Raw genomic sequence first — 23,806 nt, 5'->3', positions numbered from 1 at the left:
TTACTCGATGATTTTGGACACGACGCCGGCGCCGACGGTGCGGCCGCCTTCGCGGATGGCGAAGCGCAGGCCGTCTTCCATCGCGATCGGCGCGATCAGCTCGACGGTGAAGCCGACGTTGTCGCCAGGCATAACCATCTCGGTGCCAGCCGCCAGGGTCACGGTGCCGGTCACGTCAGTTGTACGGAAGTAGAACTGCGGACGGTAGTTCGCGAAGAACGGGGTGTGACGACCGCCTTCTTCCTTGGTCAGGATGTAGGCTTCGGCTTCGAACTTGGTGTGCGGTGTCACCGAACCCGGCTTACACAGAACCTGGCCACGCTCAACGCCGTCACGGTCGATACCGCGCAGCAGAGCGCCGATGTTGTCGCCCGCTTCACCGCGGTCTAGCAGCTTGCGGAACATTTCAACACCGGTGCAGGTGGTTTTGCTGGTGTCGCGGATGCCGACGATTTCGATCTCGTCGCCAACATTGATCACGCCACGCTCAACACGACCCGTAACAACGGTACCACGGCCCGAGATCGAGAACACGTCTTCGATCGGCATCAGGAACGGCTGATCCACGGCACGCTCGGGGGTCGGGATGTACTCGTCCACGGCCGCCATCAGTTCCTTGATCTTGTTCTCGCCGATTTCCGGATCACGGCCTTCCATCGCGGCCAGAGCCGAACCCGCTACGATCGGAATATCGTCGCCCGGGAATTCGTACGAAGACAGCAGCTCGCGGATTTCCATTTCCACCAGCTCCAGCAGCTCTTCGTCGTCAACCTGGTCAACTTTGTTCATGAACACGACCAGCGCAGGAACGCCAACCTGACGCGCCAGCAGGATGTGCTCGCGGGTCTGCGGCATCGGGCCGTCAGCGGCGTTCACAACCAGGATCGCGCCGTCCATCTGCGCCGCACCGGTGATCATGTTCTTGACGTAGTCGGCGTGGCCGGGGCAGTCGACGTGAGCGTAGTGACGCGCGTCGGTCTCGTATTCCACGTGGGCGGTCGAGATGGTGATGCCGCGTGCTTTCTCTTCCGGCGCACCGTCAATCTGGTCATACGCTTTGAAGTCACCAAAATATTTGGTGATCGCTGCCGTCAGCGTGGTCTTGCCGTGGTCAACGTGGCCAACCGTACCAATGTTGACGTGCGGCTTATTACGCTCAAACTTTTCCTTTGCCATTCCTCAGGCGCCCTTTTGCAATTTTGGGGGACCCGTGGTCCCGCGGTTACATCTGCGCGCGCGAGATATTTGGTTCAGGGGGGAAAATCAAGCACATCCTGATGGAAAAGCCGCTCAGGACGCCGGATTTTGCGCCACAACCTCGTTCTCCAGCGGCTGAATAAGGTCGGGGCGGCGATCAAACCAGCCATTGTCTTTATGTTCTTCGGCCAACCACTCTTCGACCCGGTCGGCAACCTTCAGGGAAAGCCCGCTCATTTGCTCTTCTTTTGTGCGTTCGTGACCGGACCCTTTGAGGGCGCTACCTCCGGTCGTGTCTTCCAAAACCTGAAACTGCTTGCCTTTGGCCAGAAACTCTTTGTTTTTTACGTCATACACATTCACCAGAACGATAGCCGTGCTCTTGGGATTGTAGATCACGGGGATACCGGGCGGGGCAAGCATGTAGCCTTCAAGGCTGATGCCAATATCATATTCCTGAGCGCCTTCGTAGCGGCCCAATCGAATATCTACTGCATTCTGAATTGCCGCAGTCCATTCGTCGGGCGTAGCATCCCGCGAAACCGGCCCCTGCACAGCTTTGTCAGCAAAGGCATAGTTAACGCGCATTTTGAATTCACCCAGCGACTCGGGCTCTTCGTAAACTTGTGTCTGGGTGCAGGCGCCCATCAGGGCCAACCCGGTGATCAGTGTCAGGATGCGCAACATGTCTCTCGTCTCGATAGGCCTGTTTTTATTGGATGTAGCGCACCGATACCGCTTGTGCCAAGCGGTATCGGCAGAAATTCACCAAACTGTTGGTCTGGTCACGAGAATTTATAGTCGCGCGGGAAGCCGTAGGGCGCTTTTTTCCCAACACCTGCACGCTTAGCTAGCCATTGGGACATATCCGCCTCATGCCGGGTCTTGTCGCCACCCATGGACCATTTCAAGCCGTCGTCCCAGTTGAAAGTCGTCACGTCGGACAAGCCGCCGTCCAGTTCCAAGGTCCCCTGTCGCCCACGGGCCATATTGTACTTTTGCAGGCGGACACCTTTGCCCCGGGTCATCTCGGGCAGTTCTTCCGTCGGGAACACTAGGAACTTGCCGTTCTGAGACACTACAGCGACGTGATCGCCAGCGACCGGCTTACAGATCATGGCGGTTTCATCGCCTTTGACGTTCAGCACCTGTTTGCCGTTACGTGTCTGCGCCAGCACATCATCTTCGGGCACCATGAAGCCGTTACCCGCATCCGAAGCCACCAGCAGTTTGCGCCCTGGATTGTGGATCAGGATGTCGATGATCTGCGCCTCGTTTGGCAGGTCTACCATCAGACGGAGCGGCTCTCCCATGCCGCGACCGCCGGGCAGGTTGGCAGCGCTGACAGTGTAGAAACGGCCGTTAGAGGCAAAGACCAGCAACCGGTCCGTTGTTTCCGCGTGGAAGATGAACCGCGGGCCGTCACCGTCCTTGAATTTCAATTCGCGCTTCAGATCGATGTGGCCGGTCATGGCGCGTATCCAGCCCATCTGCGAACAGACGACCGTGATCGGTTCCTTGTCGATCATCGCCTCAAGCGGCACTTCCTCGACCTGCCCAGCCTCGGCAAATTGAGTCCGGCGCGCACCACCTTCGTAGTCTTTACCGAAGGTCTTCTTGGTCTCTTTGAGCTGCTCGGCGATCTTGGCCCATTGCAAGGCGGGATCGGCCAGCAGGTCTTCGAGGTTTGCGCGTTCCAGCATCAACTCATCGCGTTCGCGGACCAGTTCCATCTCTTCCAGACGGCGCAAGCTGCGCAAGCGCATGTTGAGGATTGCGTCGACCTGAACTTCGGACAACTCGCCCTCACCCGGTTTGGGCGAGACATAGTCGGACTCATCAGTCGCGCGAACATGTTCGATTCCCCAATCCTCGCGCATCAGCGCGGCTTTGGGGTCGTCGTCGTAGCGGATAATGTCGATCACACGGTCGAGGTTCAGGAAGGCGACGATAAAGCCCTCCAAGACCTCAAGACGATGATCGATCTTGCCAAGACGGTGACGCGAGCGACGGATCAGCACCTCTTGCCGGTGATCGAGGAAGGCGCGCAGCACTTCCTTCATCGAACAGACCTTGGGCGTCACGCCGTCGATCAGCACGTTCATGTTCAGGCTGAACCGCACCTCAAGGTCCGAGTTGCGGTAGAGCATGCCCATCAGCACCTCCGGGTCCACGTTTTTGGAGCGCGGCTCAAGAATCAGGCGGATATCGTCAGCAGATTCGTCGCGCACATCGGCGAGGATCGGGATTTTCTTGGTCTGGATCAGTTCGGCGATCTTTTCGATCAGCTTGGATTTCTGAACCTGATAGGGAATCTCGGTGACAACGATCTGCCACTGACCACGGCCCAGATCTTCGACTTCGAACTTACAGCGAAGACGGAAGGAACCACGCCCGGTGCGATAGGCTTGCGCGATATTTTCTGGTGGCTCGACGATCACGCCACCGGTCGGGAAATCCGGACCGGGGACGTAATTCAACAAGGTGTCGTCGCGCGCATCCGGTGTTTTGATCAGATGCAGACAGGCGTCGCACAACTCCGAGATATTATGCGGCGGGATATTCGTCGCCATCCCAACCGCGATACCGCTTGCGCCATTGGCCAGCAAGTTCGGGAACTGCGCGGGCAACACGACCGGCTCGGTCAGCGTGCCATCATAGTTGTCGCGGAAATCAACAGCGTCCTCGTTCAGACCCTCAAGCAATGCCTCCGCGACTATGGTCATCCGCGCCTCGGTGTATCGCGAGGCCGCCGGATTATCGCCGTCGATATTGCCGAAATTCCCCTGCCCGTCGACCAGCGGATAACGGACGTTGAAATCCTGCGCCAAACGCGCCATCGCGTCGTAAATCGCAGCATCCCCGTGTGGGTGATAGTTACCCATCACGTCGCCCGAGATTTTCGCAGACTTACGGAAACCACCCGTCGCGCTGAGTCGCAGCTCGCGCATCGCGTAGAGGATTCGCCGGTGAACCGGCTTCAGACCATCGCGCGCATCCGGCAAAGCGCGGTGCATGATGGTGGACAGCGCATAGGTCAGATAGCGCTCACCAATTGCGCGGCGCAGCGGCTCGGCTACCTCGCCCCCGTTGTCAGGGGCCTCCATATTGGGGTCGTCAATCGTATCGTTCATACATGATGTGATACGACGCAAGCGCGCGCGGGTAAAGCAATCGGCGCATATTTTGCTGGGGACAAGTCGCGCTTTTTGCAACAGGGGGAGACAAGTCCCGGATTTCCCCCATCTTTCGACTCAAACCCGGTTCTATGGTATGCTTTCGAATATTAAGATTGCTGCCTTCATATTGATGTTACGATTGCCAGGGGGTGCGCTATGACGCGCGTTATTGTTATCACTTTCGCCATGCTCGGTTGGAGCTTCTACGTCATGAGTGGAGGCCCTGATTTCGAGCCGCGCGGGACACGGGCCGAACAACCTGTGCCTATTGCCTCGGTCCCTGAGCCCAAACCCACTTCTGCGCCAACGCCGCCTGCGGAAGAACTTGTGACCAATGTCGCAACCCGCCCTGTTGCCGCGCGAGCCGAACCTGAACCCTTGGCCGAGGAGGGTACAGCTGTTGTTCTTTCACAAGTCGCGGCCAATACATTGCCTCGGTTTTCCGCATTTGACGGAGATGGTGCCAGCTTCACGCTCGCTTCGCTTGAGGACGGTGCCGCCGGGCTGGTGCAGGTTGAAACCGAGGTTCAGGACGATATCACGCCTACCTCTCAGATTATCGAACCCGAAAAGGACATTCGGGAGATATCAGGCACACGCGTAAACATGCGCGACGGGCCAGGTACAATCTACCCCATCATAGCAAAGGCCAATATTGGCCAACGGGTTGAAGTCCTAAGCGATTCAGGCACGGGATGGCTGCGGCTGAGACTGCTTCCCGGGCAAAGTGTGGGTTGGATTTCTGCATCACTGGTTCGGAAGCCAACAAACTGACGCAACTGGGTCATTGTCCTGACCTGAAGCTCGCAATACCAAGGGGGCGAGGTTCAGTTTCGGAAGTGACATGCAAAAGACCATTCTTATTACTGGGTGCTCTTCGGGCATCGGATTGGATGCGGCGCACGGCATGCGCGCACGTGGCTGGCGTGTCTTTGCATCCTGTCGGCAGCAGCGCGACTGTGATCGGTTGCGGGCGCAAGGCTTCGACAGCCCGCTGATCGACTATACCGACACCGACAGCATAACATCCGGTCTGAACCAGGTGCTTGAAACAACCGGAGGCACCCTGGATGCACTGTTCAATAATGGCGCGCACGGCCTTCCCGGAGCAGTCGAAGATGTCCCGATCGAAGGTATGCGCCTGATTTTCGAGACCAACGTATTTGGCTGGCACGAGTTGACCCGACAGGTGATTCCGGTGATGCGGGCACAAGGCCATGGACGGATCGTGCAGAATTCGTCTGTACTGGGGTTGGTCGCGTTTCCATGGCGTGGCGCATATGTTGCCACCAAATATGCCATAGAAGGCCTGACCGACACTTTGCGGTTGGAGCTTCGGGACACTGATATCAAGGTCATCCTGATCGAACCGGGTCCGGTGACCTCGAAAATCCGAGTGAACTCAATCCCGGTGTTCGAACGCTTCATAGATTGGAAAAACTCTGCCCTGCGCCAGAAATACGAGGATTCGTTGCTGAAACGCCTCTACGAATCATCCGGAAACGACAGGTTCGAACTGCCTGCTTCTGCCGTTACGGCCAAACTGGCTCATGCGGTCGAATCCAAACGCCCACGCGCTCGCTACTATGTGACAACGCCGACTTACATCGCTGGATATCTGCGACGCATTCTGCCGACCCGAACCATCGACCGCATTCTCTCGGACATCTGAGGCGAAATTACCCGTTCGCTTTTGCCTCTATCAACGCTAGATGAGAGTTCATCGCGAGAACAAACAAGGATGGTGATCTTATGGACCTGTTGATGGTCGTATTGCTTCTGGCCATGGCGGCGGTGGTCGCCGTGCTGGTGATGGGCATTGCCAACTTTGGAAAACCCGGCAAAGACGCAGCCATGAAAAGCAACAAGATGATGCGCCTGCGTATCCTGTTTCAGTTCATTGCAGTGGTGCTAATCGTGCTCTACGTCTACCTGCGCGGACAGGGAGTTTAAGGCATGGTTGTTCTCAACAAGATTTACACGCGCACAGGCGATGACGGCAAAACCGCCCTGGGCAATGGTGAGCGCGTCGCGAAATACTCCGGGCGCGTCGCAGCCTATGGCACAGTGGACGAATTGAATTCCTTTGTCGGCGTCGCCCGAACCGAGGCTGAAGGAGAGGTCGAAGCCGCCCTGTCCCGCATCCAGAACGACCTGTTTGATCTAGGGGCTGATTTCTGCCGCCCCGATATGGACAAGGATGCCGAAGCCGACTACCCGCCTCTTCGCATCGTCCCCGCCCAGATTGATCGGCTTGAGGCAGAGATCGACGCGATGAACGAAACGCTCCAGCCGCTGCGCAGCTTCATCCTGCCGGGCGGTTCACGTCTGGCGGCGCATCTGCATGTCTGTCGGACGGTCTCGCGCCGGGCAGAACGTCTGGCGGTTGAGCTGACAAATATGGAACCGGTCAATGAAACGGCGGTGAAATATCTCAACCGTCTTAGCGACTGGTTCTTTGTCGCCGCGCGCTGCGCCAATAATGGCGGACGCAATGATGTGCTCTGGGTTCCGGGTGCGAACCGCTGATCGCGAGCGTCATGGAGAAATAAAAATTCGTTTCTTGTCGAAAAAATGACAAAACGCGACGTCTCGAAGGCATGACGTGACGATTTTGCTCTGTTGCAGCGCATCACGACCCGCTATCTAAACCGCGAGAGCATTGGTGGAGTCGCTGCGCGGCTTGCCGTTTTTGTAAGGAGCATACGCAAAAATGAAGGTACTTGTGCCTGTCAAGCGCGTGATCGACTACAACGTGAAAGTTCGTGTTAAGGCGGACGGTAGCGGAGTTGATCTCGCCAATGTAAAAATGTCGATGAACCCCTTCGACGAAATCGCAGTGGAAGAGGCAATTCGCCTGAAAGAAGCGGGCAAGGCTGACGAAGTCGTTGCCGTTTCAATCGGTGTGAAACAGTCGCAGGAAACTCTGCGGACCGCCCTGGCCATGGGTGCAGACCGTGCGATCCTGGTTGTTGCAGCTGATGACGTACACACCGACATCGAGCCTCTGGCCGTGGCGAAAATACTCGCCAAAGTGGTCGAGGAAGAGCAGCCGGGCATCGTTCTGGCGGGCAAGCAGGCGATCGACAACGACATGAACGCCACCGGCCAAATGCTGTCGGCCCTGCTGGGCTGGTCGCAAGGCACTTTCGCATCCGAGCTGGATATCGAAGGCGACAGCGCCAAGATCACCCGCGAAGTGGATGGTGGTCTGCAGACTATCAGCGTCAAGATGCCAACCATCGTCACCGTTGACCTGCGTCTGAACGAGCCGCGATATGCGTCGCTGCCGAACATCATGAAGGCGAAGAAAAAGCCGCTGGATGAGAAAACCGCCGCCGACTACGGCGTCGATGTCACTCCGCGTCTTGAAATCGTCAAAACCGACGAGCCGCCGGCGCGCGCCGCTGGTATCGTCGTGGGCTCGGTCGACGAGCTGGTTGAGAAACTCAAAGAAGCGGGGGCTGTGTAATGGCTGTACTTCTGCTTGCCGAAGTCAACAACGGCGAACTGAGCTTTGACGCGACCGCCAAAACCGTCGCAGCCACCAAGTCGCTGGGCGAAATCACCGTTCTGGCCGCAGGTGGCTCGGCCGCTGCCGCTGGTGAAGCTGCTGCCAAGATCGATGGTGTCTCTAAGGTTCTGGTCGCCGAAGATGCCTCGCTGGGCCATCGCCTGGCGGAATCAACCGCAGCGCTGATCGTGTCGCTGGCTGATGGCTATGAGCACATCGTTGCACCTGCCACCACCGACGCCAAAAACGTCATGCCGCGCGTTGCCGCCCTGCTGGACGTGATGGTGATCTCGGATGCTTCTGGTGTGGTTGACGGTTCGACCTTCGAGCGCCCGATCTACGCAGGCAACGCGATCCAGACCGTGAAATCGAACGACGCCAAGAAAGTTGTCACCATCCGCACCGCGTCTTTCGACGCGGCTGGCGAAGGTGGATCTGCGGCAGTTGAGACCATCTCGGTTGGTGATAACCCCGGCCTCTCCGAATGGGTTGAAGACAAGGTAGCCGAAAGCGATCGCCCTGAGTTGACTTCGGCAGGCGTTGTTGTCTCAGGCGGCCGTGGTGTTGGCTCGGAAGAAGATTTCAAGCTGATCGAAGCGCTGGCGGACAAGCTGGGCGCTGCTGTTGGCGCGTCGCGCGCAGCGGTCGACTCGGGCTATGCGCCAAACGACTGGCAGGTGGGTCAAACCGGTAAGGTTGTTGCCCCCGATCTTTACGTCGCCGTCGGTATTTCTGGTGCGATTCAGCACCTGGCCGGCATGAAGGACTCCAAGGTCATTGTTGCGATCAACAAAGACGAAGAGGCGCCAATCTTCCAGGTCGCCGATTTCGGACTGGTTGCCGACCTGTTCCAGGCCGTGCCGGAGCTGACCGAGAAACTCGGCTGATACCAGGCGAAGATTTTCTTCGAAATTTCTATGAGGCCCGCCATTGGCGGGCCTTTTCTCTAAATACCCAAGTCTCTGATCGCACGGGTCAAAGCGTCTGCGATTCTGCGATGTGTGGCAGGGCCGATCATATGTTCAGCAATTGGCTGCTGCAGAGTGCCAAATAACATATCCTCAAGCTCATCGGATGCGCCTGATACCTGCACATGCAGAGTAATGAGGCCAGCGCTTTGAGGCACCAACGCTTCGACACTTGATATATCCAACGCGACGGGATCATCCGATACCGAGCCCAGCGCGTGATGATCTGCTCTCAATTCGAGTAACATAACCGGAGGCTTAACTTTGCGCAGAAAAGTACCGAGCCTTTCAACCCAAGCTTTGCGCAGCTCTTGCTCAACCATCTCAAAGCGCGCATCTGTATGCGCCTTCAAACGGCTCAACAGATGACGAACAAAGTGAACATTGGTGAAGTCCATCTCGGGATACAACCCCACTAATTCCGACGTTGGTGCAACGAAACGGTCATTACGACGAGGATGAACTCGATAGAACCGGTTGGTCTGGCCCGGCAAACCAGGCAACTGCAAAACACAAAGCTCTGACCGGTTCGCGAGTTCGAGCAGCCCGGCATCTCGTGTCAACGAATCGAGGCCACAAAACAGACTACCAAAGTTGAGACACCGGCGCTGTAGGCGGTGCTCGAGTATTGAGGGATACGGTGCCTCAACAAAACGACCAAATGTCTCCTCGCCCCCAAAGCACGCCACGTAAGGCCTCTCCAAAGCTCTTTGCGGACCTCTGTATCGCAATTTCGAGGTCCCATAGGTGCACGTTGTTTCAACGGAACCATCCGCGTTGATTGATTGATAGCTCATCACACTCACCCAAATTTTCACCCATTTGCCATTTTGCCGCCGCAAGTCTTGCGAAAGTCCTAATGCGCGCATTTGAAGCGAATTTGATCGGGCCGATCCCCTTGCCGCCCGCGCCGAAGTGCCGATAATGTCGCCCGTATCCTGCGAACAAGGACATCAGAATATGGACGTAAAATCAGTCGGAGTGATCGGCGCTGGACAAATGGGCAACGGGATCGCTCATGTGATGGCGCTGGCAGAGTATGATGTTCTTCTGAACGATATCAGCCAGGATGCCCTAGATGGTGCAATCTCGACAATCGAAACCAATCTGGTGCGGCAAGCGTCGCGCGGCAAGATATCAGACGAGGCGGTAAAAGCCGCCTTGGGGCGGATCACCACGACCCTAAACCTACCGGATCTGGGGCAGACCGACCTTGTGATCGAAGCTGCAACCGAGCGGGAAACGGTGAAGCAGGCGATCTTTGAGGATCTGCTGCCTCATTTGCAGCCTCACACAATACTGACCTCGAATACATCGTCGATTTCCATCACCCGGTTGGCCAGCCGTACGGATCGGCCTGAACGCTTCATGGGGTTTCATTTCATGAACCCGGTGCCAGTGATGCAATTGGTCGAATTGATCCGGGGTATTGCCACGGATGAGGCAACGTTCAACGCCTGCAAGGCTGTTGTGGACCGATTGGGAAAGACCTCAGCCAGCGCCGAGGATTTTCCGGCCTTTATCGTCAATCGGATCCTGATGCCGATGATTAATGAGGCGGTCTACACGCTTTATGAAGGCGTCGGCAGCGTTCAGTCCATCGACCAATCCATGAAGCTGGGCGCCAATCACCCTATGGGGCCGCTGGAGCTCGCGGATTTCATTGGCCTAGATACGTGTCTTGCGATCATGAATGTGCTGCACGATGGTCTGGCTGATACCAAGTATCGTCCATGCCCGCTGCTGACGAAATATGTCGAGGCTGGTTGGCTGGGGCGCAAGACCGAACGAGGGTTCTACGATTACCGCGGTGAAGTTCCAGTTCCGACGCGATAGTGCATAAGAGGGCCAGCCCTCTCTTGAGCCTGCGGCTCGATTCACTCCCGAGATATTTATGGCCAGATGAAGAGACGGATCAGTGTTTGCCCAGGGCAAGCGTGTGATCGCGGAGCCAAGCCATGAAACCACGTGGGTCGCGTTCCAAAAGCGCCATATCTTCATCTGAAACCGGGTCGCCTATAACCGGAGACTGCGGCTTGTTGCAGGAGCGGACAATTTCGTGCAGCAAAAGACCTTGGCGAAGTATAGGCGAAAGCCGATTGGCGATCTGGTACCAACGCGAGTTGCTGCCGGGGAAGAAGATCGGCACCACTTTTGCGCCCGAGCGGCGGATCATCTTGGCAGTAAAGACGTTCCACTCCCGCTCGATCGCAGGGCCGAACCAATCATCCGATGACATCACAACACCTGAAGGGAACAGAGCGACCACGCCGCCATCGGCCAGGTGCTTCATCGTCTTGCTGCGCATTTCAAGCATCTTGGCCTGCGCTTCGGGGTCGTGCGGAAACGGCACCGGGATCATGAACGAGGTTGCTGCCTCATCCAAACCGGTCAGAACCGAACGGGTCAGAATACGATAATCACTACGAACCTGACCTATGAGTTCGGCAAGGATCATGCCATCAACCATGCCGTGCGGGTGGTTGGCGACAACCACAACCGGACCCTCTTTTGGGATACGGGCGATCTGTTCGGCGGGGCTGGTGAGGTTGATGCCCATAATTTTGAGCGCACCGCCCCAGAATTTCTGGCCCCGGTAATGTTCGTTCTGCTTTTCGAACTTGTTGACCATACGCAGAATGGTCAGCTTGCCGGTACACCATTCGATCGCGCGAATTGCGGTGGACGTCCAGGCATCGTCAAACGAGTTGGCGTAGGTCAGCGTTCTGCGGTCGTAGATTTCACCTTGATCGGTGTCTTGATCTGCGACTGGGCCGGTCTTTGTTTCGTGCGTGGTTTCCGCCAATTGCCTGGTCTTTCCGTCCTTGATATCGTCGCAGTTACGCTATCAGAACCCTTCGCCGAACTTGTCGTTCACCAGGGTTTCCAACGCTTCTGCCAACGCCTCAGCATCCGGGCCGGACGTCTCGACGTCAATAGTAGTTCCGCGCGACGCTGCCAACATCAAAAGGCCCATGATACTGTCACCCGAGGCAGAAAGCCCGTCGCGCGACACCTCGGCACGTGCGTCAAAGCCTTCGACCACCTCAACCAGCTTGGCTGAGGCGCGGGCATGTAGGCCTTTTTCATTTATTATTTTCAAACTCTTGGTCGTCATATGATTGTATCCGGTATCAATCCAGCGTCACATTTTGCGCATTGATGTATTTTCGACCAGCTTCCAGTGCTAAACGCACGGCTTCGGCCAGCGGCAGATGGCGACTTTTGGCCAGTTTAATGAGCATCGGTAGGTTAGCTCCGTAAAGGATTCGCCGATCCTGCGGTGCACACGCACGTAAGCTGAGATTCGAGGGGCTGCCGCCATACAGGTCGGTCACAACGACAACGCCATCGCCCATATCGACCTTGTCAGCAGCACGACATATCTCAGCTTGTTTTGCCTCGCGATCATGATCAGCTTCGATCGGGATAGCCACCAACCCGGGCTGTTTTCCAACTACATGTTGTGTGGCCGCAAGATATTCGCGCGCCAAACCGCCATGTGCAACAATTACGATCCCGATCACTTCGGCCTCACATTCAATGCGCGTCGTTCCATTTCGCGGTGCCTAATTGCCACCTGCTGGCCCCCTTCCGCAAGGGCCTTTGCAACCGCTTCGGCCACAGCGACTGAGCGATGTTGCCCTCCGGTGCACCCGAAGGCGATCGAGAGGTGCGCCTTACCTTCTTCACGGAACGCGGGAAGCAATTCGATCAACAGATCGACAACCCGATCAAAGAATGCCTCAAAGTTCGGATCTGACCGAACATAGGCTGCCACATCCGAATTTCGCCCATCGGCATCACGCAGTTCAGGCCGCCAATAGGGATTGGCCAAAAACCTGCAATCAAACACCATATCCAAACCACGCGGCAAACCCCGTTTGTACGAGAAGGATTCGATCGAAACCGCCAGATGACGCCCCCCCTTAGGGGCGAACCAGCGCTCGACTTCCTTGCGCAACTGGTGAACATTCAGCGTTCTGGTATCGATCAGCGTATCGGCAACCTCGCGAATAGGGGCCAGCAGTTCTTTTTCCTGCCGGATGCCCGTTTCCGGACTGGCATCCGCAGCGACCGGGTGGCGGCGGCGTGTTTCCGAGAACCGGCGCATCAGCACTTCGTCGCTGCAATCCAGATAGAGAATCGTTAGGTCGACATCTTCCATCCTGCCCAGTTTGGCGGCAAGTTCGATGAACCCGATGGTCGAAAAATCACGATTGCGCGTATCGATACCCAAGGCCATTGGGCGCGTCGGCTCTGAGCTGTCCACCAGACGAACCAGCAAACCCATTGGTAGATTATCAATCGCCTCAAATCCAAGATCTTCTAGTACGTGGATCGCGGTCGAACGCCCGGCCCCAGAGGGGCCCGTAACCAATACGACGCGCGTTTGTGCTGTCATGAATTCGGCCATTCCGGGGCCACGCGCCCCATTCTCACAAGTTGCATTAGTCCTGCGGCCAAATTGGGTACCCCAGCGCCCCGAAGCAAGGGAACAGTTCGCTTCAGCACGCAAACGTCAAAAGGCTCGGGCAAACGCGCCGAAACTGTTTGATCCAGATCCACGATATACGCCAACGGGACGGGGCCCACGCTAGCGGCCCGTAACAACCCAATACCACGCGCCTCGATCAAACCTTTGATTGGCACGACTGCATTTGCCATAACCTGATCGTTCTGCACAAACATATCGACCTGGTCATCTCCAACCAGCTGAGCACCCAGCGCCATCATCTGCAATGCCAACCCAGATTTTCCTGCACCCGAAGCACCAACGATCAACACCCCAGCACCTTGCACCGCCACGCAAGTGGCGTGAATGCAAGCCGTCCTTTGATCTGCGATATCCTGGAGCGGGATCGCGTTCATGGTCTAGACAGGAAGCCCGACCACAAACCGTGCGCCCAGCGGGTCCGAAGTGATATCGGCTTCGGTCGGGCGAATGTTTTCGGCCCAGATTACTCCACCATGCGCCTCGACGATCTGCTTCGAAATTGCCAAGCCGAGGCCCGAGTTGTTGCCGAAATGCTCTTCGGGGCGTTGTGAATAAAAGCGTTTGAATATCTTGGTCAGAGCCTGATCAGGGATGCCCGGGCCGGTATCTTCAACGACAACCAGCACACGATTGTCGCGACGGCGGACCCAGACGCGAATGGCGTCATTGTCTTCGCAGAAGGAAATCGCGTTGGTGATCAGATTGACAAAAACCTGTGCCAATCGCGCCTCGAGCCCGTTGACCACGATAGGCCCTGCCGGAAAATCAGTGATGTAGTCGATCCCCTTCGAACGGGCGTCTTCACCCAGAAATTGGCTGATATTCCCAAGTAGATTGAGCAGATCAAAGGGCTGCTCTTCTTCTTTTACAAGCTCCGCATCCAGCCGGGACGCGTTCGAGATGTCACTGACAAGACGGTCCAGTCGCCGCACGTCATGTTCGATAACACCCAGCAATTTTTCGCGCTGGTCATCACGTTTAACCATGCGCATGGTTCCGACGGCAGATTGCAAACTGGCGAGAGGGTTTTTGATTTCATGCGCAACATCTGCCGCAAACTGTTCATTTGCGTCGATGCGGTTGTAAAGCGCGGAGACCATCCCGCGCAAAGCTTTGCTTAGGCGACCGATCTCATCCGGTCGGGCGCTGAGATCGGGGATACGGATACGGCCCGGATTTACCCCCGCGCCCCGATCCTTGCCCATCTCGGCAGCGGCGGCCAGATCTGCCAGCGGGTTCGCAATGGTCGAGGCCAGAACAAGGCTCAGACCGATTGAGACCAGCAATGCAACGACAAACATCTGAAGGATGCGCTCTTGCTCTTTTCGGGCCAGCGCATCGATCTCACCTGCAGGGCCTGCCATGGCGACAGCACCAACCGGTACGTCTTCGACAAGAATTGGCGCCACGGCCACAATAACCGTCTTGCCCATGTCGTCCTGAACGGCCTGTACTTGCAGGCGACCATCCAACGCCTGCGGGATCAATTGTTGCACACGTTGCGCCAGTGTCGGCGCTTCAACATCTGTTCTGCTGCTAAAAATTGCGGACAGACCATTCCAAACCACATTAAGCGCATCGCTGATCAAAGTGTTGCCCGAGACTGTGTCAGCTTCCTGTTGCAGCAAGCTTGGCAGTTCTGAAACTGGCGACACCCCGCGTGTCCAACCAATCAGAGTTCCTGTATTATCATATACAAAAACTTCACCACCCTCGGGAAGGCTAAGCCCGGACAGGGTATCTCGCACGTCCAGCGTTGCGGCACCATTTCCCGAAGGTTGTCGCAATTGGGTTTCAAAGACGTTGCTGACGAGCTGTGCATCCCCAACCAAATCGACCGCTGTCTGCTGAACACGCTCTTTGCGCGTGTCGTCCAGATACAGCAAACCCGCCACCAGAATGACCAGGGCGATCAGGTTGAACGTAATGATCCTGCGTGCCAGAGGCGAATAGCGCAACGTAAGAAGGTTTCGTCGCGATCGCTTGGCTTGCAGTTCCGCAGACTCGGAATCTTGGGGAATGACCCAGTCATCCCCCAATACGACATCCGCATCGCGTTCTTGGTTGGCTTGTTCAGTATCGCGCACGAGACCCCTTCGCCTTCTTCACAAACGGCCGCGCCTATTCTTCGTTGTAACGATATCCGATACCATACAGCGTTTCGATCGCCGAAAAATCCGGATCAGCGGCCCGCATCTTCTTGCGCAGGCGTTTGATATGGCTGTCGATGGTCCTGTCATCCACATAGACCTGATCATCATAAGCGACATCCATCAACTGATCACGGCTTTTTACAAATCCCGGACGTTGTGCCAGTGCCTGCAGCAACAGGAATTCGGTTACAGTCAGAGAGACATCATTGCCCTTCCAGCTTACCGCATGGCGCAGCGGGTCCATCCGCAGCTCACCGCGTTCCATTACCTTGGTGTCCCCGGTCGAAACGCTGGTTGCATCCCCTTCTACCGCTTCCTGACGACGCAGCAGCGCCCGGATGCGCTCGACCAGAAGGCGTTGCGAGAACGGTTTCTTTACATAGTCATCTGCGCCCATCCGAAGGCCCAGAACCTCGTCGATTTCATCATCTTTTGAGGTCAGGAAGATAACCGGCATCTGCGTTTTCTGCCTCAGCCTCTGTAGCAGATCCATGCCGTCCATCCGCGGCATCTTGATATCCAGAACGGCCATATCCGGAAGTTTCTTATTGAACGCATCCAGCGCTGCCTGCCCATCATTATATGTTTCGACCTCAAACCCTTCGGCTTCGAGGGTCATGGATACTGACGTCAGGATATTTCTGTCGTCATCCACAAGTGCAATCTTTGACATCGGGTTCACCCCTATTCCTGCTCACTCGCGCAATAATACGCTTTATTGTAAGACATTGTTGGCGGTTTTGAGCAACCGAATCAACTCGTAACCTCGAATCATGCCATTCTTGCGGCAGGTATGCGGCAAATTTGCCTTGCTGCGCCCAAATAGCTGCCTTGATTTACAGCAGACAAATCGTGATGGCGCTAAACCTCAACTTGGTTGCGCTAACTCCTGCCAACCCTCCTGTTCATGTCCCAAAATACCGTGATAAGAGGCGCTTGACCGCCGGCTTTTTCCGGTATCCGCCCCAATGGCGCACCCGGCCCTAGGCCCTCGCGCCGCCACAGGAGAAGACACACATGACATCTGGACGGGTTAACCCGCAATTCCGCCTCGAAGATCAGGGCATCGAGGGTCTGGGCAATGTCTATTACAACTTCATGGAACCGGCGCTGATCGAAGAAGCGCTCAAGCGCGGCGAAGGCACCCTTGGCAATGGCGGCGCATTTCTGGTCACCACCGGCAAGTTCACTGGCCGCTCGCCAAAGGACAAGCACGTCGTCAAGACCGACAGCGTCGCCGACAGCATCTGGTGGGAAAACAATGCTGCCATGAGCCCCGAAGGCTTTGATGCGCTGTACGATGATATGCTGGCCCATATGAAAGGCCGTGATTACTTTGTGCAGGACCTCGTGGGCGGAGCTGATCCCAGCTATTCGATCAATGTGCGTATGGTCACTGAGCTCGCTTGGCACAATCTGTTCATCCGCCACCTGCTGCGCCGCCCGGATCGTGAGGATCTGGATGAGTTCACTGCGGATTTCACCGTCATCAACTGCCCCAGCTTTCAGGCCGACCCGGCCAAGCACAACTGCCGCAGCGAGACGGTGATTGCGATGAACTTCGATCGTAAGCTGATTCTGATCGGCGGCACCGAATATGCTGGCGAGAACAAGAAGTCGGTCTTCACCCTACTGAACTACATGCTGCCCGAAAAAGGCGTGATGCCGATGCACTGCTCGGCCAACCATGCGGTCGGCAACCCGGTCGACACCGCCGTGTTCTTCGGCCTGTCCGGCACCGGCAAAACCACCCTCTCCGCCGACCCGTCGCGCACATTGATCGGCGATGACGAACACGGCTGGTCGGATCGAGGCACCTTCAACTTCGAAGGCGGTTGCTATGCCAAGACGATCAACCTGAACGCCGAGGCCGAGCCGGAAATCTACGCGACAACTTCGAAATTCGGTACCGTGATCGAAAACATGGTCTTCGATGCTGAGACCAAAGAGCTCGATTTCAACGACGATTCTTTGACCGCAAACATGCGCTGCGCTTATCCGTTGGAGTACATTTCAAACGCCTCCAGCAACGCCCTAGGTGGACATCCCAAAAACATCATCATGCTGACCTGCGACGCGTTTGGTGTTCTGCCACCGATCGCTCGGCTGACCCCTGCGCAGGCAATGTACCACTTCCTTTCTGGCTTTACCTCGAAGGTGGCCGGAACAGAGCGCGGCATCACCGAGCCTCAGCCGACCTTCTCTACCTGCTTTGGTGCGCCCTTCATGCCGCGCCGCCCCGAAGCCTATGGCAACCTGCTGCGCGACAAGATTGCCCAGCACGGGGCAACCTGCTGGTTGGTCAATACAGGCTGGACCGGCGGCGCCTATGGCGTTGGCAGTCGGATGCCGATCAAGGCCACCCGCGCCCTGCTGACGGCAGCACTTGAAGGATCACTAACTGACGCCGAGTTCCGCAAAGACGCCAATTTCGGATTTGACGTACCTGTCTCAGTACCGGGAGTGCCCGAAGTGCTACTGGACCCGCGTCGCACCTGGGACGATCAGAAAGCGTTCGACAAGCAAGCGGAAAAGCTGGTGCAGATGTTTGCGGAAAATTTCGAACAATATCTGCCCTTCATTGATGAAGATATCAAAGCCGTTGCAATCGGCTGATTAGAAATGGGGGCCCTAGCCGCCCCCATTTCACTTTGGATTACGCAGCGGCAGACCAATCTAACAAACAAGTTCATTGCGAGAACGCGTCATTTGCGCTATCGCAAAATACCGATGAAGAGATGGTACCGATGTTTTCTGCGGCGGCGACCATTGAAATTGGACAGTTGGGCGACCCGGGCGATTCCACTCTCAAGACGCTTCGGGCCGCACCTGAAAGTGGCGATTACTTCCACATGGGGATGGTGTTGGATAGATGTGTTTCAAAGGTCCTAGCCTTTCGACGTGCCTCGGTCTGACACGGTAGTAGATAATAGGCAAGTTATGACTGAAATTTCAAAACTCACCGAACTGCGCAAACTGATGCAGAGCATGGAACGCACCTTGGGGCTAGAAGAATTGTCCCCGGTCGAGCGGGACATCTATTACGCCGCGGAAGAGTTGTCGAAAAGCAATACCGAAGTGCGCACCTTCGGCCTGATCGAGCATACGCTGGTCAAAAGCGTTTCTCGTCCGACCTTTTTCCGCGCCCTCAAGTCTTTGGTTCAAAAGGGCTATCTTTCGCAAAGCGGAAGCGCCAATCGTGGGCGGTATTTGGTTCATGCACCCAGGTGATTGCTGCCTGAAATCTGAAAACGGCTAATCCCGTGAACAGATGGGCCTCTGACACCTTCTTTGCCTCTTTGGCCTATGTTGCCGCATCACTCGTTACATTCGAGATTCTGATGCCGCTTCAGAACGAATTTTTTCCCGCATACCCCAGCCACGCCAGCCTGTTGTTCCTGCCGCATGGCGTGCGGGTTCTGGCCGCATGGTTACTGGGGTGGCGGGCAATTTTTGCACTTTTGCCCGGCGTCTTTGTTGTCTTTGCAATGGTGGGCGGGTGGGACGTTTTCCTGCCCAGCAGATTGCTGGCGATTGCCATCGCCGTAACAATCGTGCCCGCTGTGTTTTACGCCTGCAAAGCGGCGGGATGGGATCTTTTTCCACGCGCTGATCGCAATCCCTGCTGGCCCTGCGTGATGGGAGTTGGGATTGTCACTTCGGTTTTGGTTTCAATCCTGACCAACACGGCCTTTGGCAGTACAGCTGCCGAATATGTCGCGTTTCTGATTGGCGACATCTCAGGCTTGTTCTTTTTGATGTTGGGTCTCTATTTCGCGTTCCGTTTTGCTGAAAGGCGTGGTTAACCCAACAGTCCGCGCCTGAGCAAATTCAGTCCGGCGATCAACAGAACCAACAGCGTAAGTTTGCGAAACTGGGTCTGATCAATCCGGTCCTGAAGGAACAGACCTCCTCGCATGCCTACAAGGGCCGGAAGAACCAGCATGGCAGAGAACAATGCCGTTTCACCCCTCAAAACACCTGAACCCAAATGCGCGGCCACCAGGGCCACTGCCCCTAGGCCATAAATCACGCCCTGAACACGCATCTGATCTTTCTTGGGTGTATTCAACGCCGTCAGATAGGCCACAGTTGGTGGCCCCCATACGCCAGAGATACCCCCGACCGCGCCTGCTACAGCGCCGACCATCGCCTCGACCCAGACAGAGGGTGCCTTCAATGTAAGTCTGAGCCCAAGTATCTGAATCAGGGCAAAGAAGGTTATCGGCACGCCGAGCACCAATAGGAAATCCTGAGGTGTCAAAATATTTATCAATTGAGCACTCGCCAGCAGGCAGATTAACCCAACTGCCAGAAATACACGGAATTTACGAACCGATACCGCTGCGGCGGCCACGCCTTCCCGCAAGGCCTGTACACCATTAGTAACAAGGGTCGGCAGGATCAGGCCTGCCAACGCAAATTCGGGGGGCAGCATCATACTCAGCCCGGATATCAGTACCATTGGCATAGCAAATCCCACCATGCCTTTGACCCACCCCGCTACAAAAGCGACGATCAACGCCAGGTACATTTCCTGCGGTGAAATGAGCGAAAACAGATCCATCTGCCCTTCATATCAGGCCGAGATTTTTCTGCATTGCAAAAGTGATATGGTAATAATTGAACTTCTTATGTGCTATTTGTGTATTTTTGTTGCGCTGCACGTGCAGCATGATATGACCAGACGACCCAGTAAAGGACGTGATTCATGGCCCATGATGGACAGGACTTGACGAACATGATGCAGCAAGCGGTTTTACCTGATCTTCTGACATTGACCGCAGCGGCCTTACCGGCGGTCGAAACTGTGTTCGACGAGGCCCGTGCATCGGTGCGGGCCATGGTCACCAGTGAGGATCGCATCTCGGGCGCGTTGATCGAAGCAAATCAGACAGCCGCTCATAGTTTGGCATGGCTGGCAACTTACCGGCAATCTTTGCAGCAGATGCAACGCTGGGCCGAGGCACTTCAAGCTGAAGGTAAGTTCAGCGAGATGGAGCAGTTGCTGCACCAGATCGCCTTTGGCGAATACCTGCATCAGATCGCGGGTGGCATTCCGATGAATCAGGGTGAGGTAGTGCGTTTGCAGGACCTTGGTCTTGGCTGGGACGCCTTGTCCGGGTTCCAGTGCCATGAAGTGCAAACCCTGATGGCGCAGGCCAATTCTCAGGCCGCGCGCACGCGTCTGGTTGAGCTTATGCAGGATCAATCCGGTGCAACCATGTTTGGCGCTTCGGGTCTGGACGAAGAGTTGGAGATGATCCGTGATCAGTTCCGCCGTTATGCGCAGGAAAAGGTCGAGCCCAACGCCCATGAATGGCACCTGAAAGACGAATTGATCCCAATTGAGATCATCGAAGAACTGGCCGAAATGGGCGTGTTCGGCCTGACCATCCCCGAGGAATTCGGCGGCTTCGGCCTGTCCAAAGCGTCGATGTGCGTGGTCTCGGAAGAACTTTCGCGCGGTTATATCGGCGTGGGCTCATTGGGCACGCGGTCCGAGATAGCGGCTGAACTGATCATCGCGGGTGGCACAGATGAGCAAAAAGCTAACTGGCTGCCGAAACTTGCCAGTGCTGAGATCCTGCCAACCGCCGTTTTCACTGAGCCCAACACAGGATCGGATCTGGGCAGCCTGCGCACGCGTGCCGTTAAAGGTGAAGATGGCAACTATAAGATAACAGGCAATAAAACATGGATCACCCACGCCGCCCGCACGCATGTGATGACTCTACTGGCGCGTACAAACCCTGATAGCTCCGATCACCGTGGTCTGTCCATGTTTCTGGCTGAAAAGACCCCCGGAACCGATGAGAACCCCTTCCCCACACCCGGTATGACAGGCGGCGAGATCGAAGTGCTGGGCTATCGTGGCATGAAAGAATACGAGCTGGGCTTTGACGGCTTTGAAGTGAAGGGGGAGAACCTGTTAGGTGGCGAAGAAGGCAAAGGTTTCAAACAGTTGATGGAGACCTTCGAGAGCGCCCGCATCCAGACCGCCGCCCGCGCCATCGGCGTCGCTCAGAGCGCTTTGGACATCGCCATGCAATACGCTCAAGATAGAAAGCAGTTCGGCAAGGCGCTGATCAACTTCCCCCGGGTCTCGGGCAAGCTGGCGATGATGGCGGTTGAGATCATGATCGCACGGCAGCTCACTTATTTCTCTGCATGGGAAAAAGACCACGGCCAGCGCTGTGACCTTGAGGCGGGGATGGCCAAACTGCTGGGGGCCCGGGTTGCCTGGGCTGCGGCGGATAACGGGTTGCAGATTCACGGCGGTAACGGCTTCGCGCTGGAATATAAAATTAGCCGCGTGCTTTGTGACGCGCGCATCCTAAATATCTTTGAAGGCGCCGCAGAAATACAGGCGCAAGTCATCGCGCGTCGATTGCTGGGCTGACGCCCGGTTCGATGCGGTTTCCCCAACTGAACCCGGCCTTGTGCCGGGTTTTCTTTATCTTTGGTGTTGTACAGGCGCCAAGGCGCAAATGTTCCGAGTTGTACTACCTGGCTTTGTGATCGTCTGGGCAAAACTTCCCCCTCGGATCGGGGGCCGGAATCAGTTAAAGGGCGGTGAACGGAACCGGCACCTATGTCGGCCAGAGGAGACTCGAGCGTGAAGATCATCATTGCAATTTTGGCCACCTGCCTGGCCCTTGCCGGGTGCGCCTCGGCCCCGACAACGACGGGCTCGAATGACGTCGACAAACTGACGCTGGCCATTCAGCAGCTTGGTCCCGAGGTTGATCCACGCGAAGCCCGCCGCGCCGCCGAGATATCCTATGCCTATTCCAGCCAATTGAAGAAGGACTGGAACGTCACCGATCCGGCGATCATCCACAACGCAAAGGTCATAAATGGGTTTCGTGAGAAGGGCCTATGTAATGATTGGGCGCAAGCCATGACCACGCGACTGAAACAAGAAAGTTTCCGTACGCTGGATTTGCACTGGGTTACCTCCCCGCCGACGGCGTTTCGGATCATTCATCATTCGGCCCTGATCAGCGCCAAGGGTGCTCCCATGGACGAGGGCATCATCCTGGACCCGTGGCGCAACAGCGGCGTGTTGTTCTGGGCACCCGTGCGCGAGGATACCAAGTACAACTGGCGGCCCCGTCTTGAAGTGCGCGAAGAATTGATCAGCGGCGTGAACCCCTACTGATAGGATATTGCGATGTTACGTCTGGCCCTACTTCTGCCTCTGGCCTTGTTTCAATGCAACGAGGATGAAACCGTTGCCGCCTATGGCGCGGCGGATCAGACATGGGCATTGCAGGAAATTGACGGAGAGCCGTTCGAAGCCAGCGCATTGCTGCGCTTTCCCGAAGAGGGGCGTATCGAAGGCAATGCCCCCTGCAACACTTATTCGGGCAAGCTGAATGCCCCCTACCCTTGGTTCGAGATCGCCGATCTGGCTGCCACTCGCGCAGCCTGTGCCGGGCTTGAGGCCGAAGGTTTTTACTTTGCTGCACTGATGGCGATGACACAATCCGAAGTATCCGGCGATGTGCTGATCCTGCGCAACGAGGACGGGCACGAGATGGTATTCAAAGCCGTCGAGTAAACTGCGCCACAAAGCGTTCACGGGCATCAGGCAGCGGCGTATGGCCCAAAGCCGGGGCCAGGTGGTTTTCCAGAAAATGCCCGGTAGTTCGCAGAGCCTGCGCGATCTCCGCATCCGGCGCAGCCCCTTCGCCACGCAGACAGGGGGGCAGTGGCAACAGCTTGTCGGCCCACTCCCCTGCCCCCGCTGCACTGACCGCGCGACCGGTTTTGGGCGAGACATAAATCAGCCCCTCATGCACGCCGGTCACAGCACAGGTCGACAGATCGAGGCCAAAGCCCAGCTCTTCCAGCAGCGCCAATTCCCAGCGCAAATAAGCAAGTGGCCAAACCTCATCCTGTCCCAACAAATCCATCAACTGTTCGGTTTGCTTATAAATCGAGGGGTGTGGCTCGCGCTCGGGAAGGCAGAAGGGCAATAACGCCACCACCGCGTTCAGTCCGGCAAGTGCCAACCGACCTGAAAATGCAGCGGCGGCACGGGAACGCAGGGGTTCGACCTGAAAAGTGCCCAGATGCTCTTCAAGCCGCGCACGCCAAAGTACGTCCAACTGCGCCCCCGGTTGCAAGATCGGCGCGATCTTGCGGCTAGTGCCCCCGCGCACAATACCTGCATGGCGGCCATGAGTTTCGGTAAAAACCTCGATAATGGCCGCCGTCTCACCATGGCGGCGAGAGGTCAGAAGTATGCCATGATCACGCCAATCCAATTTCGGCCTCGTTAGGTCACC

General features: G+C 56.4%; 26 protein-coding genes. 13 read left to right on the top strand and 13 right to left on the bottom strand.

Features of this window, described 5'->3' with window-relative positions; genetic code table 11:
• From tuf to parC, 3 genes are all read right to left on the bottom strand, one after another.
• A complete protein-coding gene (tuf, locus tag ACRZ91_RS08290) occupies positions 1–1,176 on the bottom strand; it encodes an elongation factor Tu (protein WP_480904108.1) in 1,176 nt (391 codons plus the stop codon).
• A gap of 114 nt (positions 1,177–1,290) precedes the next feature.
• Entirely contained in the window at positions 1,291–1,884 is a 594-nt protein-coding gene (locus tag ACRZ91_RS08285) for a hypothetical protein (RefSeq protein WP_010437743.1), read from the bottom strand.
• A gap of 98 nt (positions 1,885–1,982) precedes the next feature.
• Positions 1,983–4,331, bottom strand: coding sequence for a DNA topoisomerase IV subunit A (parC, locus tag ACRZ91_RS08280; RefSeq protein WP_170475888.1), 2,349 nt, complete (start codon positions 4,329–4,331; stop codon positions 1,983–1,985).
• A 201-nt stretch (positions 4,332–4,532) separates the two neighbouring features.
• On the opposite strand from parC, the gene ACRZ91_RS08275 reads away from it, so the two are divergent.
• The 6 genes from ACRZ91_RS08275 to ACRZ91_RS08250 all read left to right on the top strand — a co-directional run bounded on the left by ACRZ91_RS08275 (position 4,533) and on the right by ACRZ91_RS08250 (position 8,777).
• Positions 4,533–5,150: an SH3 domain-containing protein gene (locus tag ACRZ91_RS08275; protein ID WP_480904105.1), complete on the top strand. Its 618-nt coding sequence runs from the start codon at positions 4,533–4,535 to the stop codon at positions 5,148–5,150.
• 70 nt (positions 5,151–5,220) lie between these two features.
• Complete coding sequence (locus ACRZ91_RS08270; RefSeq protein ID WP_170475885.1) at positions 5,221–6,048, top strand: SDR family NAD(P)-dependent oxidoreductase; 828 nt, start codon at positions 5,221–5,223, stop codon at positions 6,046–6,048.
• Positions 6,049–6,128: 80 nt separating this feature from the next.
• Positions 6,129–6,329: a twin transmembrane helix small protein gene (locus ACRZ91_RS08265; protein ID WP_010437734.1), complete on the top strand. Its 201-nt coding sequence runs from the start codon at positions 6,129–6,131 to the stop codon at positions 6,327–6,329.
• A 3-nt stretch (positions 6,330–6,332) separates the two neighbouring features.
• The gene (locus ACRZ91_RS08260; RefSeq protein WP_170703668.1) at positions 6,333–6,905 is read left to right on the top strand and encodes a cob(I)yrinic acid a,c-diamide adenosyltransferase; all 573 of its coding nucleotides are present in this window, start codon (positions 6,333–6,335) and stop codon (positions 6,903–6,905) included.
• Positions 6,906–7,089: 184 nt separating this feature from the next.
• Positions 7,090–7,848, top strand: coding sequence for an electron transfer flavoprotein subunit beta/FixA family protein (locus ACRZ91_RS08255; protein WP_010437730.1), 759 nt, complete (start codon positions 7,090–7,092; stop codon positions 7,846–7,848).
• Positions 7,848–8,777, top strand: a complete 930-nt coding sequence (locus ACRZ91_RS08250) for an electron transfer flavoprotein subunit alpha/FixB family protein (protein ID WP_480457352.1) — start codon at positions 7,848–7,850, stop codon at positions 8,775–8,777. Before ACRZ91_RS08255 ends, ACRZ91_RS08250 begins: the two co-directional genes overlap by 1 nt.
• A 59-nt stretch (positions 8,778–8,836) precedes the next feature.
• Here ACRZ91_RS08250 and ACRZ91_RS08245 read toward each other — a convergent pair whose 3' ends face one another.
• Positions 8,837–9,655, bottom strand: coding sequence for a DUF6473 family protein (locus tag ACRZ91_RS08245; protein WP_480904100.1), 819 nt, complete (start codon positions 9,653–9,655; stop codon positions 8,837–8,839).
• Positions 9,656–9,818: 163 nt separating this feature from the next.
• Here ACRZ91_RS08245 and ACRZ91_RS08240 point away from each other — a divergent pair, with 163 nt between their 5' ends.
• Positions 9,819–10,694, top strand: a complete 876-nt coding sequence (locus ACRZ91_RS08240; protein ID WP_010437724.1) for a 3-hydroxybutyryl-CoA dehydrogenase — start codon at positions 9,819–9,821, stop codon at positions 10,692–10,694.
• A gap of 79 nt (positions 10,695–10,773) precedes the next feature.
• Here ACRZ91_RS08240 and ACRZ91_RS08235 read toward each other — a convergent pair whose 3' ends face one another.
• Genes ACRZ91_RS08235 through ACRZ91_RS08205 form a run of 7 tightly spaced genes read right to left on the bottom strand, consistent with a single transcriptional unit; the run spans position 10,774 to position 16,182 of the window.
• Positions 10,774–11,664, bottom strand: coding sequence for a lysophospholipid acyltransferase family protein (locus tag ACRZ91_RS08235; protein ID WP_480904097.1), 891 nt, complete (start codon positions 11,662–11,664; stop codon positions 10,774–10,776).
• Between the two features lie 42 nt (positions 11,665–11,706).
• Entirely contained in the window at positions 11,707–11,976 is a 270-nt protein-coding gene (locus tag ACRZ91_RS08230) for an HPr family phosphocarrier protein (RefSeq protein ID WP_010437721.1), read from the bottom strand.
• A 16-nt stretch (positions 11,977–11,992) separates the two neighbouring features.
• Positions 11,993–12,385 (bottom strand): PTS sugar transporter subunit IIA, encoded by a 393-nt coding sequence (locus tag ACRZ91_RS08225; RefSeq protein ID WP_010437720.1) that lies wholly within the window; start codon positions 12,383–12,385, stop codon positions 11,993–11,995.
• On the bottom strand, positions 12,382–13,263 hold the full coding sequence (gene rapZ, locus ACRZ91_RS08220; protein ID WP_480904094.1) for an RNase adapter RapZ: 882 nt from the start codon (positions 13,261–13,263) through the stop codon (positions 12,382–12,384). Before rapZ ends, ACRZ91_RS08225 begins: the two co-directional genes overlap by 4 nt.
• Positions 13,260–13,730, bottom strand: coding sequence for an HPr kinase/phosphorylase (locus tag ACRZ91_RS08215; protein WP_480457345.1), 471 nt, complete (start codon positions 13,728–13,730; stop codon positions 13,260–13,262). Before ACRZ91_RS08215 ends, rapZ begins: the two co-directional genes overlap by 4 nt.
• Positions 13,731–13,733: 3 nt before the next feature.
• Complete coding sequence (locus tag ACRZ91_RS08210; protein ID WP_480904090.1) at positions 13,734–15,443, bottom strand: ATP-binding protein; 1,710 nt, start codon at positions 15,441–15,443, stop codon at positions 13,734–13,736.
• 34 nt (positions 15,444–15,477) lie between these two features.
• Complete coding sequence (locus ACRZ91_RS08205; RefSeq protein WP_170543081.1) at positions 15,478–16,182, bottom strand: response regulator transcription factor; 705 nt, start codon at positions 16,180–16,182, stop codon at positions 15,478–15,480.
• Positions 16,183–16,526: 344 nt separating this feature from the next.
• Here ACRZ91_RS08205 and ACRZ91_RS08200 point away from each other — a divergent pair, with 344 nt between their 5' ends.
• The 3 genes from ACRZ91_RS08200 (at position 16,527) to ACRZ91_RS08190 (ending at position 19,315) form a co-directional block, all read left to right on the top strand.
• Entirely contained in the window at positions 16,527–18,125 is a 1,599-nt protein-coding gene (locus ACRZ91_RS08200) for a phosphoenolpyruvate carboxykinase (protein ID WP_170781106.1), read from the top strand.
• A 324-nt stretch (positions 18,126–18,449) separates the two neighbouring features.
• On the top strand, positions 18,450–18,740 hold the full coding sequence (locus tag ACRZ91_RS08195) for a hypothetical protein (protein WP_010437712.1): 291 nt from the start codon (positions 18,450–18,452) through the stop codon (positions 18,738–18,740).
• Between the two features lie 32 nt (positions 18,741–18,772).
• Complete coding sequence (locus tag ACRZ91_RS08190) at positions 18,773–19,315, top strand: hypothetical protein (RefSeq protein WP_480904085.1); 543 nt, start codon at positions 18,773–18,775, stop codon at positions 19,313–19,315.
• Here the strand turns inward: ACRZ91_RS08190 and ACRZ91_RS08185 are convergent.
• Positions 19,312–20,076 carry a sulfite exporter TauE/SafE family protein gene (locus ACRZ91_RS08185; protein WP_480904082.1) on the bottom strand — a complete coding sequence of 255 codons (765 nt, stop codon included), beginning with the start codon at positions 20,074–20,076 and terminating at the stop codon, positions 19,312–19,314. The two genes, ACRZ91_RS08190 and ACRZ91_RS08185, sit on opposite strands and share 4 nt — an antisense overlap.
• Positions 20,077–20,220: 144 nt before the next feature.
• On the opposite strand from ACRZ91_RS08185, the gene ACRZ91_RS08180 reads away from it, so the two are divergent.
• The 3 genes from ACRZ91_RS08180 to ACRZ91_RS08170 all read left to right on the top strand — a co-directional run bounded on the left by ACRZ91_RS08180 (position 20,221) and on the right by ACRZ91_RS08170 (position 23,076).
• Entirely contained in the window at positions 20,221–21,912 is a 1,692-nt protein-coding gene (locus ACRZ91_RS08180; protein ID WP_480904079.1) for an acyl-CoA dehydrogenase family protein, read from the top strand.
• Positions 21,913–22,128: 216 nt separating this feature from the next.
• On the top strand, positions 22,129–22,674 hold the full coding sequence (locus ACRZ91_RS08175; protein WP_480904076.1) for a hypothetical protein: 546 nt from the start codon (positions 22,129–22,131) through the stop codon (positions 22,672–22,674).
• Positions 22,675–22,686: 12 nt separating this feature from the next.
• A complete protein-coding gene (locus ACRZ91_RS08170; RefSeq protein ID WP_170543071.1) occupies positions 22,687–23,076 on the top strand; it encodes an META domain-containing protein in 390 nt (129 codons plus the stop codon).
• On the opposite strand, the gene recO is transcribed toward ACRZ91_RS08170, so the two are convergent.
• The gene (gene recO / locus ACRZ91_RS08165; RefSeq protein ID WP_480904073.1) at positions 23,060–23,785 is read right to left on the bottom strand and encodes a DNA repair protein RecO; all 726 of its coding nucleotides are present in this window, start codon (positions 23,783–23,785) and stop codon (positions 23,060–23,062) included. The genes ACRZ91_RS08170 and recO overlap by 17 nt on opposite strands.
• Between the last annotated feature and the right edge of the window lie 21 nt (positions 23,786–23,806).

The organism is Ruegeria sp. O11 (assembly GCF_056535285.1).
This window is presented reverse-complemented; position numbering and strand designations above follow the sequence as displayed.